The following is a 15,122-nucleotide window of genomic DNA, read 5'->3' as shown; positions in this document are numbered from 1 at the left end:
TAAAAAGCCTCCGAACCTTGCCGGTTCGGAGGCTTTGTCGTTTTCAATGGCTGGTATCGTCAGGCTCGCTTAACGGCGCGAAGAATGATGAGGAGGATGACGGCGCCGATTGTCGCCGAAATAACGGCGCCCAGAATTCCGGCACCCAGCGATATGCCCAGACGCGGCAGGAGATATCCCGCTATGAATGCGCCGATAACGCCGATGATCAGATCGCCGATGAGGCCAAAGCCGCCCCCACTGACAAGCTGACTCGCCAGCCACCCAGCGATCAGTCCCACTAACAGGAAAATAAGAAGTGATTCTCCACCCATAGTCGTCTCTCCACATGCCGGTTGCGTTACGATGGTCCTGCAGACCGTGGATGCCGCTCTTCATGGGCGATCCGGGATCGGCCGTAGAATCATCACAAGGATTTTACGATGGGAAATCTGTTTTGGATAATAAAACTTGTATGGATGGCGATCAAACACCGCAATATATAGTGCAATGAAGCAATCTGACGGGCAGCCAAGGCACTATCACCCGGAAATCATTGCGCTTCTTTCGGTCTCAGCAAAATTTGGGAAGAAGCGGAGAAACGCACGAAAAAGCTATGCCGGCTATGGTTTCCCACGACCGGCATAGTTGCAGGCAATTCAAGAATTGCGGGCCAGGAAGATTACATTTTCTTGGCAGGGGCCTTCTTGGCAGCGGCCTTCTTGTGGGTCTTGTGCTTGTGGGTCTTCTTAACAGCATGCTTCTTTGCAGTGTGCTTGGTAGCAGCTGGTGCTGCTGCGGCTGCCGGTGCGGCAGCAGTGGCTGCGTTGGCGCTGGAAGCTGTCAGAACCGGAGCCGAAACAGCGAGAGCAACAGCAAGGCCGAGAGCTGTGTAGAGGGACTTTTTCATAGGTCAGTTTCCTTTTGATGTGGGCTCATGGGACACAGTCGATCAGTCATCAATCGGCTGCACACCGAGCAGTTTCAACGCTTGTGCGAACGTTCTGATGCCTTGTGCCTGCTTGTTGCTTGCACAAAACCTTGTTGCCCTGCGCTGAAGTGCTCTCGCCTTGGCTGCCCGTTTTGCCTCGGCGTGTTCGGTGATGGCTTGTTGAGTTTGCAGCTGAAGTTTGCCGCAAAGCTCGGAACGGGTCAGCGTTTCATCGGCCATCGACAGGTCGACTGGCGCAGCGGCATACAGCGCGCCGGTCAGAATGAGTGTCGATATGGTCAGGACGTTGCGCATAAAACCCTTTGGCGTTCGAGTGTTGTCCTGTTCAGTGGTTGCGAACAGGTCCGGTGTGCCTGTTATCGGGCATGACTATTGCGCGCGTTTTTCCGCTCTGTAGTGTTTTGTTTCTGGATTGTTTCTGAAAGCGGGAAGCGGCGGCAAATCGCCGGGAAGTGATCAGGGGCGGCTGGTCAATGCGGATTTCGGCCTTTATCTTGTTGCCGGATAATCGAAGCTAGTGGTCCGATTCTGACATTTGCATCCTGTTGATACAGGCCGTTCAGGCAAATGTCAGAATCAGAGGACCACTAGAAAGTCTATGATTCTAGTGGAACTTTGAATTTGACATTCGCATGTTCCGCGTGATGTCAAATGGGATGCGAATGTCAAATTCGTTCCACTAGGCCTGACACGTTGAAAGATTCGCATGAAATCTGAGCCGCATATCCTGATTGTCGATGATGACGATGCCATTCGCGATCTGCTGCATGAGTTTTTGAAAAAGCGCGGCATGCGTGTCTCCGTCGCCAGGGACAGTGAAGAGATGCAGGCCATCTTTTCGCGCACGCCCGTCGACCTGCTCATTCTCGATGTGATGCTGCCGGGCAAGAGCGGCATGGAGATTTGCCGGGATATCCGCATGCACTCACGCGTGCCGATCATCATGCTGACGGCCATCACGGAAACCACGGACCGCGTCGTCGGGCTGGAGATGGGGGCGGATGACTATGTGTCGAAACCGTTCGATCCGCGCGAGCTGCTGGCACGGGTGAGGGCGGTTCTGCGCCGTCTGGACGGCCCGGGCCCGGACCGGCGGATCGAGCCGCAGGTTTACAAGTTTGCTGGATGGACGATGGATTGTTCGCGCCGCCGGCTGGTGTCGCCGGACAATGTGCGGGTGGAACTGACCAGCGGCGAATTCAATCTGCTGGAAACGCTGGTCAAGAGTGCGCAGCGCATGCTCAGCCGCGATCAGCTGATGGAGCTTGCCGGGAGCAACGTCGCTTACGGATATGATCGCAGCATCGATATTCTGATCAGCCGCCTGCGCCGCAAGATGGAAGACGATCCGCGGTCGCCGAAACTGATCCTGACCATTCGCGGCGGCGGTTATCAGTTCGTGCCGGAAGTCGTGGCGGAATGAAGCGGTTTCTGCCCCAGTCCCTGCCAAGCTGGATCCTGCTGATCCTGATTGCCGGACTGATCACCACGCAGATCGCCACGCTGTCCATCGTCTCGCGTGACCGCAGCGAAGGCAACAACATCCTTGAGCTGTTTCGCCTGAGCGAGCGGGCGTACACGCTGGTCAAGCTGCTCTACGCCGCGCCGCCGCCGGAGCGCACCCGTCTTGCCGGCGCCATGTCGAATGCGTCCAGCCCGCTCTATATGTCGGATGATCCGGCCGTGACATCGGCGATTGCATCCGATGACAATCTGGCCGAGCTTGAAGACGTGCTTGTCGCGCGGTTTTCAGCCTTTGGCGTGACGGATGCGCGGGTTCGCCGCGAATCGCCCAACGCCACACCGGAAACCGATACGGATTCCAGCACGCCGGGTGCGGATGTCGGCGTTGTCGAAAAGCAGCTGTCGGCGCTCGCGCAGGATTTCAGCAAGAGCGGCGGCCTGATCGCCTCCATCGAATTCAGCGATGGCCAATGGCTGAACTTCGTAACGCCGGTTTCGCCCATCGATCCGATCCTCACCGTGCAGACGCTGCCATTGTTCGGCGCCGTCGCGGCCATTGTCATCATCTTGTCGATCTGGGCGATGCGCCGGCTGACGGCGCCGTATCGTGCATTGGAAAGCGCGGTCAAGCGCATCGGCGAGGATGTCAAAATTCCGCCTTTGCCGGAATTCGGCAGCACCGAGTACAAATCGGCGGCGCGGGCCGTCAATGCCATGCAGGCGCAACTGCGCGAATATGTGGCTGACCGTGAGCAATTGGCGGCGGCGCTTGCCCATGATTTGCGCACGCCGTTGACCCGCATCCGCCTGCGGCTTGAATTGCTGCGCAAATCCCAGCTGCGCCAGTCACTGATGCAGGATCTCAACGATATCGAGGCGATTTCCCGTTCGGTCATCGACTTCGCCACCTATGAAGTGGTCGATGAAGAACAGGAAAAGATCGATTTCTGGTCTCTGGTCGACTCAATCGTCGATAATTATCCGCAAGTGACGTTTGAAAAGAAGGGCATCGGCTCGCGCAAGCTCGTCTGCACCGGGCGGCCGATCGCCTTGCGCCGCTGTGTCACCAATCTGATCGACAATGCGGTGGCCTACGGCGAAAGGGCTGATGTCAGTCTGAAGCTGGCCGGTAATGAGATTGTCCTGGTTATCAAGGATCACGGTCCCGGTATTCCGCAGGCCAAGCTGGACGAGGTGTTCCAGCCATTCCGCCGGGTGGAGGGGTCGCGCAACCGGCAAACGGGCGGGTTTGGTCTTGGCCTGACCATCGCCCGCAATATTGCCCGGCGCAGTGGCGGCGACATCAAGCTTGAAAACGATCCGGAGGGCGGATTGCGGGCGGAGCTGACAATCCCTCTGGCATCCTGACGCCTATTCTTCGGCCAGCACAAAGGACTGGATATCGTCAAAGACGGCGTTCCAGTCCCGGTCACCGATTTCCATGAAGCCGAAGAAGCGCAGCATGAAAATGCCTTCCGTGGCGATGAAGGCGATGCGCGCGCGGCGGCCCGCTTCGGTTGACAGGTCGAAATCCGCCATTCTGGTTTTGTACCAGGCGCGGGTGCTTGCAAGATGCTCCGGTGTCTGGATCAGGGATGACATCAGGCTTGCCGCCTTGGCGTTGGAGCTTTCGTCGCCTTTGCGCGTGGCTTCCAGATGGGCGCGGATCGGCGAAACCGGGGTTCTCTGGGTGAGTTGCACGACTTCCGCATCATAGGCTTCACCCCAGCGTTCCAGCATCGCATCGATAAGGGCGCCCTTGGTGCCGAAGCAATATTGCACGCCGCCCTTGGTGATCCCTGCCGCTTTCGCCACGGCATCGATGGTGAGCGCCGCAGCGCCCACCTTGCTCACCACGGCTTCCGCCGCATCGAGAACCTTGCCCCGATCAATCGTGCGTTTCCGGCCCAAAACAGTCTTCCTCTTCCATTTCAATACGAACGTATTTATATATACCACGATGCAGCGATACCCAATCAATGCATGACCGCAAATATAACGGGAGCGGCAAAAGCTCCAATGGTGAAAAAATGCTACCCCAAAACCGCTGGCTGGTCCTTGCGATCGTCTCCAGCGCGCTGTTCCTCGTCGTCATCGACATGACAGTTCTCTACACGGCTCTGCCGCGTCTGACCCATGATCTTCATGCTTCGGCCTCGGCCAAGCTGTGGATCGTCAACGCCTATCCGCTGGTTGTCGCTGGCCTTCTGCCCGGTGCCGGTGCGCTCGGTGACCGGATCGGCAACAAGAAATTGTTCGCGGGCGGTCTCGTCGTGTTTGGCGTTGCCTCGCTGGCAGCCGCATTCTCCCCGACAAGCGGGGTGCTCATCGCTTCGCGCGCCTTGCTGGCCGTGGGTGCAGCCATGATGATGCCGGCCACGCTTTCCATCGTCCGGCAGACCTTTGCCGACGAGCGGGAGCGTGCCTTTGCCATTGGCATCTGGGCGGCAATTGCATCGGGCGGCGCGGCCGTCGGTCCCGTGCTGGGCGGTGTTCTGCTCGAATATTTCTGGTGGGGCTCGGTTTTCCTGATCAACGTTCCCATCGTCGTCGTGGCGCTGGTTTTCACGCTGTGGATCATCCCGAACCGCGCGGGCGATACGACGCGCCCCTGGGATCTCGTCGCGTCCGCGCAGATCATGGTCGGGCTTGTCGGCGTGACCTATGCGATCAAGGAATTCGGCAAGCAAACACCGGTTTACGTGGCGGCACTGGTTGCTGCGATGATCGGCATCGTCTTCCTGTGGCTGTTTGTCCGGCGGCAGGGACGCTCGGCGCAACCGATGATCGATTTCAGATTGTTCCGGAACCGGAGATTCTCGTCGGGTGTCGCGACCGCCTTCATCGCCTCTCTCACGCTCGTGGGCATGGAGCTGGTGCTGAGCCAGCGATTTCAGCTGGTCATGGGCCTGTCGCCGCTCGAAGCAGGGCTTCTGATCCTGCCGGTGCCGCTCGCTGCCTTCGCAGCGGGTCCGCTGGCGGGCCTGGCGCTGCCGCGCCTTGGCTCGGAACCTATCATGTGGGCCAGTCTTGCAGCGGCGGGGCTCGGCGTTGCCAGCCTGCTCTATGTCCATGACGCGAGGCCGCTCGTGCAGATCGCCAGCCTTGCCGTTCTCGGTTTTGGCTTCGGTGCGGCCATGACGGCGGCATCGAGCGCCATCATGCTCAACACGCCGGAAGAAAGCGCCGGTACGGTGGCCTCGATTGAAGAAGTGTCCTACGAACTCGGCGGTGCCATGGGTGTCGCCTTGCTCGGCAGTCTCATGTCGACGATCTACAGCATCAGCCTGACGCTGCCTGACAGCATGAATGCGCCGGTGATGGTCTATGACAGCCTCGATGAGGCGTTGATCTATGCGAAGGGGCTCGCACCGGACGTCGCATCCGCCTTGGTCGGCTTTGCCCGGGATGCCTTCGAAAGCGCGTTCACCTCGGTCATTTTTGTGGCTTCCGCCACGCTGATCCTCACGGCAACGGCAATCAAGCTGGCAACACGGGCAGGCAGAAGCTGATTTGCAGCGTTATGGCTGGACCACGGCCCATGCCGACGCGGTGTCATAGAAGAAGCGTTCTTCGATGATGCGGTCACCCTGCCAGCGCTGCAGCGCGAGTTCTTCGAGACGCCGGGTCACGCCATCCCTGGATGTCGCGTCGAATATCCACTGAATGACGACGGTGTCGCCGTCGATGAGGACGGCGCGGGCCGGGTGCGTATACATCCGGTCCAGCCGGTCGAGCGCGTTCCGTTCGTGGTTTTCAAGCAGCGCGCGGCCGCGGCGCGGTTCCTTGCCGGGCTCCTGCATGGAGGCATTTTCATGATAGAAATCGGTGATTGCTTTCACATGATCACCGCTGACGACAGTTGCAACAAAAGCATCGACGCGGCTGCGTTCCGGCATGGGGCTGTTCCTTCGATTGGATGATTTTTGCGGTGGCCGGCCCATGATACAGGTCCGGCGCCGCATAAACAAAGCTTGATTCAGATGATCGCGTGCGACAAGCCGCCATCCACCGGTATTGCCGCCCCGGTGACGTAGGAAGCCTTTTCGCTGGCGAGAAAGGCAGCCACCGCGCCGAACTCATCCGCCGTTCCGTAGCGGCCGACAGGCACATCCGCCTGGCTCTCTGCGGCAATGACGGCGACATCGACACCCCGTGCTTCGGCATCCATGCGATCCAGCATGTCGGTGCGTGCCGTGGCGAGGCGTCCCGCGAGCAACAGATTGACCGTTATCCCATCGGCAGCGACTTCGCCGGCAAGGCTCTTTGCCCAGCCGGCAACGGCGGCGCGCAACGCGTTGGATGCGGTCAGGCCGGCAATCGGCTCCCGGACGCTGGTGGATGACACCACGAGGATGCGGCCCCAATGCCGCTCCCGCATCCCCGGCAGAAAATGCGCGGCGATACGCACGCCGGACAGGAACATGGCTTCGAACTGGGTGCGCCATTGGACAATATTCAGCGAGGCAGCCGGAAACGGCGGCGGCCCGCCGCCATTCAGCAGCAGGATGTCGATGCCGCCCATCGCCTCATCAACACGGTCAAGCATGGCGGCCAAGGCCACCGGATCGGCAAGATCGGCATTGAGGGCGAAGGAGCGGGGCGAATGCACGCGCAGCGCACTGGCCGCGGCGTTCAACGCCGCATCGTCCCGTCCGGCAATGGCGACAATCGCGCCGTTTTCGGCCAGGGCGCTGGCGACGCCGCGGCCAAGCCCCTTATTGCCGCCGAGCACAAGCGCCCGTTTTCCTTCCAGTCCGAGATTCATGGTAGAGTTCTCACTTTTTCAAGGGGTTAGCGGACATGGATGATGGCATCCACTTCGACCGGGACATTCAGGGGCAGGCCCGCCATGCCGATCGCCGCACGGGCATGTCTGCCCTTGTCACCCAGCACTTTGAGCAACAGTTCGGATGCGCCATTGCCAACCGTTGAATAATCGCTGAACCCGGCGACGGCGTTCACGTAAACCGTGATCTTGGCTACCTGGACAACCCGGCTCAGATCGCCGTCCAATTCCCGGCTCAGCCAGAACAGGATGTTCGCAGCGCACATCGCAGCCGCCTGTTTCGCCTCTTCGAGACTGATCGTTTCGCCGACTTTGCCTGTGTAGGCGATGTCTTCTCCCGCCTCGGGTATCTGGCCGGAGATGTAGACGATATTGTCGACGCGGATCGCCGGTGCGAACGGAAAGTCGGCTGGTGCGATATCCGGCCAGGTCAGGCCGGTCTGTTCAAAACGGTCACGGAAACTCGTCAAGGCAATCTCCTTCTGCTGGGGAGCATTCCTTGCCATGCCTGGTAGAGATAATGTATCTTGATATTACTTATATCGATATAAGGTTTCTTGATGGACATGAATCTTGATCCGCACCTGTTGCGAGCGCTGCTCGTGGTTGCCGAAACGGGTACCGTCAGCGGTGCAGCGGAGAAACTGGCGCGCACGCAGGCGGCAGTCAGCATGCAGCTCAAACGGCTGGAGGCGGATCTCGGCACGCAGCTTCTCAAGCGTTCGTCGCGCGGTGTGTCACTGACCGATTCAGGCGAAATTCTCGTCGCTTACGCCCGCAAGCTCATTGCGCTTGGCGAAGATGCACGTCAGCAGATCGAGGGACGCCAGCTGGTCGGGCGGGTGAGGCTCGGGCTGATTGAAGATCTTGTCGTTACACGATTGCCCATTCTGCTGGCGGAATTTCGCAAAAGATTTCCGCAGGTGAAACTTGATCTCGTCACGGCGCACAGCGGCGAGCTCAGCCAAGGTCTCCAGTCGGGGAAGCTGGATATTGTTGTTGCCGATCCATCGCGCTTTTCGTTTGCGCCGTTTTTTCACTGGTCGCGGCAACTGGTCTGGAGCGGCAGCCGTTTGATCGATGTCGGTGAGGGCGATCCCATCCCCCTCATCGTCTTCGAAGGTTCCTGTACCTGGCAGGACAAGACAACAGTGGCGTTTGCCAGCGCCGGGGTCGCATGGTCCGTGGCGTGCCGGGTCTCGAGCTATGGTGCTCTCATCGGCGCCTTGCGTGCCGGACTTGGCTACAGTCTCATGCTGCCGGAAAGCATACCAGCTGATTGCGAAACGATTGACAGCGGCCGCAACCTGCCGGAGGCGCCAAGTGCCGATTTCGGACTGTTTGTCGGCAAGGACCCATCCAACATCGTGCGGGAACTCGGAGTGTTTCTCCGGGGAAAACTGGTGTCCTGACTCCCGCAGTCAGGACACTCCCGTTTTGGGATATGTTATTTCGCGGCCGGCTTGAGCGAACCGATGATTGCCAGCAGTTCGGGCGCGTGTTTTTCCTGTGTGCCCTTGGAACCCCAATAGGTGATGACAAGGAGCTTGTCCGGTGTGGGCGCGGCAAATGACAGTCCGATGTTCACGGCACCTTCCTTGTCCGTGCCGCTCCAGTCCAGATTGGTCATGTCCATTCCGTTGATCTGGTCCGTTGAGGTCTTCTTGGTGGAGTCATCGATCTTCACGCCGTTTTCCGTCAGAAAATCGATGGCGTCACTGATCACCTTGTCGGATGTTTTGGCATCGGCCACATCGACGGAGAGATAGATGGCCGAATCATCGGATGTGGCGTCGATCCCACCTTCGGTTTCCTTGGGTCCCCAGCTATTCGGGATGGTGATCGACGCGACCGGCGCCTCGCTCGGAAAGGTGAGGGTCGCGGCGGGCGCCGCGGCAGGCGCCAGTGCGATCATGGTCGCCAGCAAAATTTTCTTCATATGAATTCCCCTTGGGTTGTAACGCAGAGCATCACGAATTGCGGACTATTCCCAATTCGCGTTTTTTCTTTCAGGTTTTCTGGATATATCAGAAGTATATCGGTAAGTTATTGCACATATATGAACAATAACAATAGTAATTCGTGGTAATTTTCACCAAGAACAGAATTTTTTATTTCTGAGTATGTTGAATATCACCCCTGAGGTTGAATATTGACCTTTAGCAGGAGTGGCGCCTTCAAAACATCTTTCGATAAACTACAAAGCCGGAATGATCCGCCACTTTGTTGTAGAGCTCCATGGCGGTGTGATTGGTCTCGTGGGTGAGCCAATAAACGCGAGGGGACCCCGCAAGCTGCGCCCGTTCGTAAACGCCGTTGATCAGGGCTCTGCCGACGCCCTTTCCCCGTGCCGCCTCGTTGGTGAACAGGTCTTGCAGATAGCAGTTTGGCGCAATCGAAATGGTGCTGCGGTGGAAGAGGTAGTGCGTCAGCCCCAGAAGCTGTCCGCCGCTCTCCGCAACAAGGGCATTGACCGGCTCATAGGCATCGAAGAATCGTTCCCAGGTTGTGCGGGTGATGTCCGCCGCCAACGCTGTCGGGCCCGACCGTCCGTAAAACGCATTGTAACCATCCCAAAGCGGCAGCCACTGGTCATAATCCTGACGGGTGACGGGGCGAACGAGAAGATCGTTGGTCATGTGTTCATCCTGCATTCTCGGGGAAAGTGTGGGGCGGTCGGCCGAAAGGAAGCTAAAACACGAAACGGCCCGGGGACAATGGGTATTTCAGATATTTTTGGTGTTGCCGGCGCGCGGGGCAGGCGCGCGCGCCGGCGATGGTTTTATTGATCTTGTGCCGGAACAGCCGGTTCTCGCCCTCATATATTCTGACGCCGCTTGATCGTCATCAGGCGTTCGTAGAGTTTCAGACGTTTTGGCCGCCTTCTGCGGATCGACAGGAGGGAGCCGGACAGGAGAGCCGGCTGCAGGCAGACGGAATTGAGATGGATGAGCTTTTCACCGCGAATCGTCCAGGTGTGGAGAAAGGGCACCGTCGCATCGCCTTCATGCATCTTGAGATGAACGAGTGCGTGTACTTCGTCATCCTGGCAATTCAGGGTTTCATAGACGACGGATGTCGGTTCGAGGTAGAGCGAATACTGGCGCACGCACGTGCTCAGATAGTGTTCCGGGCCGGTGTAAACGCCGCCCCATGGCACGCTGTCGCCGATGCGGGCCACGAAATCACTGTCAAGCAATGGGGCCATTGATTGCGGCCCGTCGCTGCGTGTTTTTTCGTAGACGAGCCGGATCAGGGCTCTGTTCTTGTCCTTGATGTTTCCGTTCATTTTTTGTTTTGGTCCCCACGGCACCGCTTATTGACGGTTCCGGCCCAATCTTACTGCGGTCTGATCGACGGGTATAGGCCCACGCCTGTCCCTGTCGGGCACTTGGGCGGCCGATTGGCGATTGGCAGAGGTGAATGGTTGAGCTGATGGTGAGCGCGCGGGGGTTCGAACCCCGGACCTACTGATTAAAAGTCAGTTGCTCTACCGGCTGAGCTACGCGCTCCCAGGCAGGGAAGTCGCTTGCGCTACCCCTTGGGAATTGCGGCGGAACATAGGGATGACATCGGCATTGGTCAACAGCTATTGTGCACTGTTTTTGCAAGATTAAGCCCTGTTTTTGCCCTGCCCACGGTTTTTCCGGGCATCGGAGGCATTTTACACGGGGTTGGCGCTGCCGCTGGCGACAATCACAGCGCATCCGTGTGCCGAACTGGCGAAAAGGTGATTGGAATTTGTGGGGGATTCGGCCTATGGCAGCTTTCATCAGAATTGAAATGCCAAACGAGGAGCGCATATGGCGCTTGATGTATCCTATCTGACGGCTGCCGGTGCCGGTGCGCTGTCGTTCTTGTCTCCCTGCGTGTTGCCGCTTGTACCGCCTTATCTCTGCTACATGGCCGGCGTGACCGTGGAGGATTTCCGTTCCGATCAGCCCGCTGCCCGCGTTTCACCGGTGCGGCAGGCGCTGTTGCTTTCATCCTTCTGCTTCGTTCTCGGGTTTTCGACTGTTTTCGTGCTGCTGGGGGCGGGCGCCTCGACGATCGGCGGACTGCTGCGCATGTGGCAGCAGGAGATCGCCATTGCCGCCGGTGTCGTCATCATCCTGATGGGGCTGAATTTCCTCGGCGTGTTCCGCCTTGCCTTCCTGTCGCGCGAAGCGCGGTTCCAGACCAAGGGCAAGCCGGCAAACCCGCTGGCTGCCTATGTCATGGGACTGGCCTTCGCCTTTGGCTGGACGCCCTGCATCGGGCCGGTTCTCGGGCCGATCCTTGCCCTTGCGGGCGGCCGCGATACGGTTTCCGACGGGGCGCTGCTGCTTGCCATCTATTCGCTGGGCCTCGGCATTCCCTTTATCATCGCCGCCCTGTTTTCCGGCTACTTCATGCGGTTCCTCACGCGCTTCCGCATGCATCTCGGCAAGGTGGAAAAGGTGATGGGCGGGCTGCTGGTGATCACCGGCGTGTTGTTCCTGACCGGCGGATTGCAGACATTCTCTTTCTGGCTGCTTGAAACATTTCCCATCCTTGGCCAACTCGGCTAAAGAAGCGGAACTTGTTCATGCATTGGCAACCGGGATTATGCCACGATCGGGCGTAAAACTGTGTCGAGCCAAAACGGATCCGGAATTCTGACAATGACATCACGTACCTGCCTCTCGGTCATTCTTGCCGCCGGTGAGGGCACGCGCATGAAATCAGCGCTGCCGAAAGTGCTTCATCCGATCGCCGGGCTGCCCATCGTAGCACATGTGGCAAAGGCGGTTCACAGCGCGGGGGGCAGCGATATCGCTCTGGTTGTCGGCCGTGGCGCCGATGCGGTGCGTGACGCGGTGCAATCGGTGGTTTCCCATGTCACAGTGCACGAACAGACTGAACGGCTCGGCACCGCCCACGCGGTTCTCGCTGCCCGCGATGCAATCGCGCGCGGCTATGACGATATCCTTGTGGTGTTCGGCGATACGCCCCTCATTGAAACTGCAGCCTTGGATCGGGCACGGGCCAAATTGGCCCGGGGTGCCGACGTCGTTGTCATGGGCTTCCGGCCGGACAATCCGGCGGGTTATGGCCGTCTGGTCGAAAAGGGCGGCAAGCTGATCGCCATCCGCGAAGACAAAGATGCCAGCGAAGACGAGAAAAAAATCGGTTTCTGCAATGGCGGCCTGATGGCCTTGCGCGGCGACAGTGCCCTGCAGCTGCTGGACAAGGTCACCAATGCCAACGCCAAGGGCGAATATTATCTGACGGACGTGGTTGAAATCGGCAATGCACTGGGAAAATCCGTCGTCGCCATCGATATTGCCGTCGACAATGTCATCGGCATCAACACCCGCGTCGAGCTGGCTGAAGCCGAAGCCATCTGGCAGAACCGCAAGCGGCGGGCAATGATGCTCGCTGGCGTCAGCATGCAGGCGCCGGAGACCGTGTTTTTTGCGCATGACACGTTGATTGAAGCCGATGCGGTGCTGGAACCGCATATTGTCTTCGGTCTGGGGGTGTCGGTGGCGACCGGCGCCGTCATTCACGCCTTTTCCCATCTGGAACGGGCGAAGGTGGGGCCGGGCGCCAATGTCGGCCCGTTTGCCCGGCTGCGCCCGGGCGCCGATCTTGCTGCCAATGCCAAGGTCGGAAATTTCGTCGAGGTCAAGAACACCAGGATCGGCGTGGGTGCAAAGGTCAGCCATTTGACCTATCTCGGCGATGCCACGGTCGGTGCCGATGCCAATATTGGTGCCGGAACGATCACCTGCAACTACGACGGCTACAACAAGGCTTTGACGGAGATCGGGGTCGGTGCTTTTATCGGCTCCAACACGTCGCTGGTCGCGCCGGTGTCGGTGGGCGACAATGCCTATGTCGCTTCGGGCAGCGTGATTACGCAGAATGTCCCGGCGGATGCGCTGGCGTTTGGCCGGGCGCATCAGGTCAACAAGGAAGGCCGGGCGGTTCAGCTGCGCGCAGGCTATGCCGCGCAGAAAAAGGCCAAGAAGGCCGCGGAATAACGCATTGGCAGTTCATGCCAGACATTGAAACGGAATTTGACTTCCTGCCGGGACATATTCCCTTTAGGCAGGTTGAAATCGAGACCCTGAGCCATCGGAGCTTTTTATGTGCGGTATTGTAGGAATTATCGGACGCGAGCAGGTTGCGCCTTTGCTGGTGGACGCGCTGAAACGCTTGGAATATCGCGGCTATGATTCCGCCGGTGTTGCAACACTGGACGAGGGTGTCCTCGACCGGCGGCGCGCCGAAGGCAAGCTCGTCAATCTCGATACGCTGCTGAAGGACCAGCCGCTTTCCGGAACCATCGGCATCGGCCACACCCGCTGGGCCACGCATGGCGCCCCGACGGTGCGCAATGCGCACCCGCATACCACGCCGCGTCTTGCGGTCATCCACAACGGCATCATCGAGAATTTTGCCGAACTGCGCAGCATGCTGGAAAAAGACGGCTACGTCTTCGAGACCGAAACCGATACGGAAACCGTGGCGCACCTGGTGACACGTGCGCTGGATCGCGGCCTTGCGCCCGTTGAAGCCGTTCGCCAGACCTTGCCGCAACTGCGCGGTGCCTTTGCCATTGCCATCATGTTCAAGGGCGAAGACGACCTGCTGATCGCGGCGCGCAACGGTCCGCCGCTTGCGGTCGGTTATGGCGACGGCGAGATGTATCTGGGCTCGGATGCCATTGCGCTTGCCCCGTTCACCGACCGCCTGTCCTATCTGGAGGACGGCGACTGGGCCGTGCTGACGCGCAAGGGCGTGGTGATCTATGACGAGGCCGGTGCAACCGTGCAGCGCCGCATCGAAAAATCAGCCGGTACGGCGTTCCTCGTCAGCAAAGGCAATCACCGGCACTTCATGGAAAAGGAAATCCATGAACAGCCCGAAGTGATTTCCCACACGCTGGCCAATTATCTCGATTTTTCCAAGGGCATTATCCGCAGCGATGCTGCACCCGTCGATTTTGCCAGGGTCGACCGGATTGCAGCCTCCGCCTGCGGAACGGCCTATTATGCCGGACTGATCGGCAAATACTGGTTCGAGCAGATCGCGCGGCTTCCCGTCGATATCGATGTGGCTTCGGAATTCCGCTATCGTGAAATGCCCCTGTCCAAGGACAGTCTTGCGCTGTTTGTCTCCCAGTCCGGTGAAACCGCCGATACGTTGGCGTCACTGCGCTACTGCAAGCAGCAGGGATTGATCATCAGCTCTGTGGTCAATGTGCGGGAATCGACCATGGCGCGCGAGTCCGACACCATCTTCCCGACCTTGGCCGGTCCGGAAGTCGGCGTTGCCTCCACCAAGGCATTCACCTGCCAGTTGTCGGTGCTTGCGTCACTTGCCGTTATTGCCGGCAAGATGCGCGGAACCATTTCGGAAGACGACGAGCGCCGTCTGGTGCATGAACTGTCAGAAATTCCGCGCTATGCCACGCAGGCCCTGAAACTCGAGCAGCAGATGGAGGCGATCAGCCGCGATCTCTCGCAGGTGAAGCATGCGCTTTATCTCGGCCGGGGCACGAGTTTCCCGCTGGCGCTGGAAGGCGCGCTGAAGCTGAAGGAGATTTCCTACATTCATGCGGAAGGCTATGCGGCGGGCGAGTTGAAACATGGCCCGATCGCGCTGATCGATGAATCCATGCCGGTCATCGTCATTGCCCCCTATGATCACTGGTTTGAAAAGACCGTATCGAACATGCAGGAAGTGGCGGCGCGCGGCGGCAAGATCATCCTGATCACCGATGAGCGCGGCGCGGCGGCAAGCACGCTGAAAACCATGCATACGGTCATTCTGCCGGATATGCCCGAAATCATCACGCCGATCATTTACGCGCTGCCGATCCAGATGCTGGCCTACTACACGGCGGTGTTCATGGGAACCGACGTGGATCAGCCGCGCAATCTGGCGAAATCGGTCACGGTGGAATAG

General features: G+C 59.0%; 17 protein-coding genes and 1 tRNA gene. 7 read left to right on the top strand and 11 right to left on the bottom strand.

Annotation, left to right across the window (positions count from 1 at the left end; translation table 11 throughout):
• Window positions 1–59: 59 nt before the first annotated feature.
• The 3 genes from ACZ5FP_RS12495 to ACZ5FP_RS12485 all read right to left on the bottom strand — a co-directional run bounded on the left by ACZ5FP_RS12495 (window position 60) and on the right by ACZ5FP_RS12485 (window position 1,225).
• Window positions 60–314: a GlsB/YeaQ/YmgE family stress response membrane protein gene (locus ACZ5FP_RS12495; RefSeq protein WP_105732726.1), complete on the bottom strand. Its 255-nt coding sequence runs from the start codon at window positions 312–314 to the stop codon at window positions 60–62.
• Between the two features lie 347 nt (window positions 315–661).
• Entirely contained in the window at window positions 662–889 is a 228-nt protein-coding gene (locus tag ACZ5FP_RS12490) for a hypothetical protein (protein WP_403174638.1), read from the bottom strand.
• A gap of 42 nt (window positions 890–931) precedes the next feature.
• Complete coding sequence (locus ACZ5FP_RS12485; protein ID WP_346305115.1) at window positions 932–1,225, bottom strand: hypothetical protein; 294 nt, start codon at window positions 1,223–1,225, stop codon at window positions 932–934.
• 412 nt (window positions 1,226–1,637) lie between these two features.
• Between ACZ5FP_RS12485 and ACZ5FP_RS12480 the strand changes: the two genes are divergently transcribed.
• Complete coding sequence (locus ACZ5FP_RS12480) at window positions 1,638–2,354, top strand: response regulator transcription factor (protein WP_346305116.1); 717 nt, start codon at window positions 1,638–1,640, stop codon at window positions 2,352–2,354.
• Entirely contained in the window at window positions 2,351–3,763 is a 1,413-nt protein-coding gene (locus tag ACZ5FP_RS12475; protein WP_464660487.1) for an ATP-binding protein, read from the top strand. Before ACZ5FP_RS12480 ends, ACZ5FP_RS12475 begins: the two co-directional genes overlap by 4 nt.
• 3 nt (window positions 3,764–3,766) lie before the next feature.
• On the opposite strand, the gene ACZ5FP_RS12470 is transcribed toward ACZ5FP_RS12475, so the two are convergent.
• A complete protein-coding gene (locus tag ACZ5FP_RS12470; protein ID WP_464660485.1) occupies window positions 3,767–4,306 on the bottom strand; it encodes a TetR/AcrR family transcriptional regulator in 540 nt (179 codons plus the stop codon).
• A gap of 119 nt (window positions 4,307–4,425) precedes the next feature.
• Here ACZ5FP_RS12470 and ACZ5FP_RS12465 point away from each other — a divergent pair, with 119 nt between their 5' ends.
• Complete coding sequence (locus ACZ5FP_RS12465; protein WP_464660483.1) at window positions 4,426–5,907, top strand: MFS transporter; 1,482 nt, start codon at window positions 4,426–4,428, stop codon at window positions 5,905–5,907.
• Window positions 5,908–5,916: 9 nt separating this feature from the next.
• Here the strand turns inward: ACZ5FP_RS12465 and ACZ5FP_RS12460 are convergent, their stop codons facing one another.
• The 3 genes from ACZ5FP_RS12460 to ACZ5FP_RS12450 all read right to left on the bottom strand — a co-directional run bounded on the left by ACZ5FP_RS12460 (window position 5,917) and on the right by ACZ5FP_RS12450 (window position 7,654).
• On the bottom strand, window positions 5,917–6,294 hold the full coding sequence (locus tag ACZ5FP_RS12460) for a nuclear transport factor 2 family protein (RefSeq protein WP_464660482.1): 378 nt from the start codon (window positions 6,292–6,294) through the stop codon (window positions 5,917–5,919).
• A gap of 80 nt (window positions 6,295–6,374) precedes the next feature.
• Window positions 6,375–7,163 (bottom strand): SDR family oxidoreductase, encoded by a 789-nt coding sequence (locus ACZ5FP_RS12455; protein ID WP_464660480.1) that lies wholly within the window; start codon window positions 7,161–7,163, stop codon window positions 6,375–6,377.
• A gap of 26 nt (window positions 7,164–7,189) precedes the next feature.
• Window positions 7,190–7,654, bottom strand: a complete 465-nt coding sequence (locus ACZ5FP_RS12450; protein ID WP_464660478.1) for a RidA family protein — start codon at window positions 7,652–7,654, stop codon at window positions 7,190–7,192.
• Between the two features lie 90 nt (window positions 7,655–7,744).
• Here ACZ5FP_RS12450 and ACZ5FP_RS12445 point away from each other — a divergent pair, with 90 nt between their 5' ends.
• Window positions 7,745–8,596 (top strand): LysR family transcriptional regulator, encoded by an 852-nt coding sequence (locus ACZ5FP_RS12445; protein WP_464660476.1) that lies wholly within the window; start codon window positions 7,745–7,747, stop codon window positions 8,594–8,596.
• 35 nt (window positions 8,597–8,631) lie between these two features.
• Here ACZ5FP_RS12445 and ACZ5FP_RS12440 read toward each other — a convergent pair whose 3' ends face one another.
• The 4 genes from ACZ5FP_RS12440 to ACZ5FP_RS12425 form a co-directional block, all read right to left on the bottom strand.
• Window positions 8,632–9,123, bottom strand: a complete 492-nt coding sequence (locus tag ACZ5FP_RS12440) for a histidine kinase (RefSeq protein ID WP_223613306.1) — start codon at window positions 9,121–9,123, stop codon at window positions 8,632–8,634.
• Window positions 9,124–9,361: 238 nt separating this feature from the next.
• Entirely contained in the window at window positions 9,362–9,823 is a 462-nt protein-coding gene (locus tag ACZ5FP_RS12435) for an N-acetyltransferase family protein (protein WP_464660474.1), read from the bottom strand.
• Window positions 9,824–10,002: 179 nt separating this feature from the next.
• Window positions 10,003–10,473 (bottom strand): hypothetical protein, encoded by a 471-nt coding sequence (locus ACZ5FP_RS12430; RefSeq protein ID WP_223613308.1) that lies wholly within the window; start codon window positions 10,471–10,473, stop codon window positions 10,003–10,005.
• A 147-nt stretch (window positions 10,474–10,620) separates the two neighbouring features.
• A tRNA-Lys gene (locus ACZ5FP_RS12425) sits at window positions 10,621–10,696 on the bottom strand.
• A 291-nt stretch (window positions 10,697–10,987) separates the two neighbouring features.
• On the opposite strand from ACZ5FP_RS12425, the gene ACZ5FP_RS12420 reads away from it, so the two are divergent.
• From ACZ5FP_RS12420 to glmS, 3 genes are all read left to right on the top strand, one after another.
• Complete coding sequence (locus tag ACZ5FP_RS12420; RefSeq protein ID WP_105732738.1) at window positions 10,988–11,734, top strand: cytochrome c biogenesis CcdA family protein; 747 nt, start codon at window positions 10,988–10,990, stop codon at window positions 11,732–11,734.
• 93 nt (window positions 11,735–11,827) lie between these two features.
• Complete coding sequence (gene glmU / locus ACZ5FP_RS12415; RefSeq protein WP_464660471.1) at window positions 11,828–13,192, top strand: bifunctional UDP-N-acetylglucosamine diphosphorylase/glucosamine-1-phosphate N-acetyltransferase GlmU; 1,365 nt, start codon at window positions 11,828–11,830, stop codon at window positions 13,190–13,192.
• A 106-nt stretch (window positions 13,193–13,298) separates the two neighbouring features.
• Window positions 13,299–15,122: a glutamine--fructose-6-phosphate transaminase (isomerizing) gene (gene glmS / locus ACZ5FP_RS12410; RefSeq protein WP_464660469.1), complete on the top strand. Its 1,824-nt coding sequence runs from the start codon at window positions 13,299–13,301 to the stop codon at window positions 15,120–15,122.

Source organism: Phyllobacterium sp. T2-21 (assembly GCF_055378485.1).
The sequence above is the reverse complement of the archived record's forward strand: the minus strand, read 5'-3'. Positions and strand labels throughout refer to the sequence as shown.

Coding starts and splice junctions, on each gene's coding strand:
- ACZ5FP_RS12480 (WP_346305116.1), top strand. CDS start 1,638: ATGAAATCTGAGCCGCATATCCTGATTGTCGATGATGACGATGCCATT.
- ACZ5FP_RS12460 (WP_464660482.1), bottom strand. CDS start 6,294: ATGCCGGAACGCAGCCGCGTCGATGCTTTTGTTGCAACTGTCGTCAGC.
- ACZ5FP_RS12485 (WP_346305115.1), bottom strand. CDS start 1,225: ATGCGCAACGTCCTGACCATATCGACACTCATTCTGACCGGCGCGCTG.
- glmS (WP_464660469.1), top strand. CDS start 13,299: ATGTGCGGTATTGTAGGAATTATCGGACGCGAGCAGGTTGCGCCTTTG.
- ACZ5FP_RS12490 (WP_403174638.1), bottom strand. CDS start 889: ATGAAAAAGTCCCTCTACACAGCTCTCGGCCTTGCTGTTGCTCTCGCT.
- ACZ5FP_RS12455 (WP_464660480.1), bottom strand. CDS start 7,163: ATGAATCTCGGACTGGAAGGAAAACGGGCGCTTGTGCTCGGCGGCAAT.
- ACZ5FP_RS12430 (WP_223613308.1), bottom strand. CDS start 10,473: ATGAACGGAAACATCAAGGACAAGAACAGAGCCCTGATCCGGCTCGTC.
- ACZ5FP_RS12465 (WP_464660483.1), top strand. CDS start 4,426: ATGCTACCCCAAAACCGCTGGCTGGTCCTTGCGATCGTCTCCAGCGCG.
- ACZ5FP_RS12495 (WP_105732726.1), bottom strand. CDS start 314: ATGGGTGGAGAATCACTTCTTATTTTCCTGTTAGTGGGACTGATCGCT.
- ACZ5FP_RS12420 (WP_105732738.1), top strand. CDS start 10,988: ATGGCGCTTGATGTATCCTATCTGACGGCTGCCGGTGCCGGTGCGCTG.
- ACZ5FP_RS12475 (WP_464660487.1), top strand. CDS start 2,351: ATGAAGCGGTTTCTGCCCCAGTCCCTGCCAAGCTGGATCCTGCTGATC.
- ACZ5FP_RS12445 (WP_464660476.1), top strand. CDS start 7,745: ATGGACATGAATCTTGATCCGCACCTGTTGCGAGCGCTGCTCGTGGTT.
- ACZ5FP_RS12440 (WP_223613306.1), bottom strand. CDS start 9,123: ATGAAGAAAATTTTGCTGGCGACCATGATCGCACTGGCGCCTGCCGCG.
- glmU (WP_464660471.1), top strand. CDS start 11,828: ATGACATCACGTACCTGCCTCTCGGTCATTCTTGCCGCCGGTGAGGGC.
- ACZ5FP_RS12435 (WP_464660474.1), bottom strand. CDS start 9,823: ATGACCAACGATCTTCTCGTTCGCCCCGTCACCCGTCAGGATTATGAC.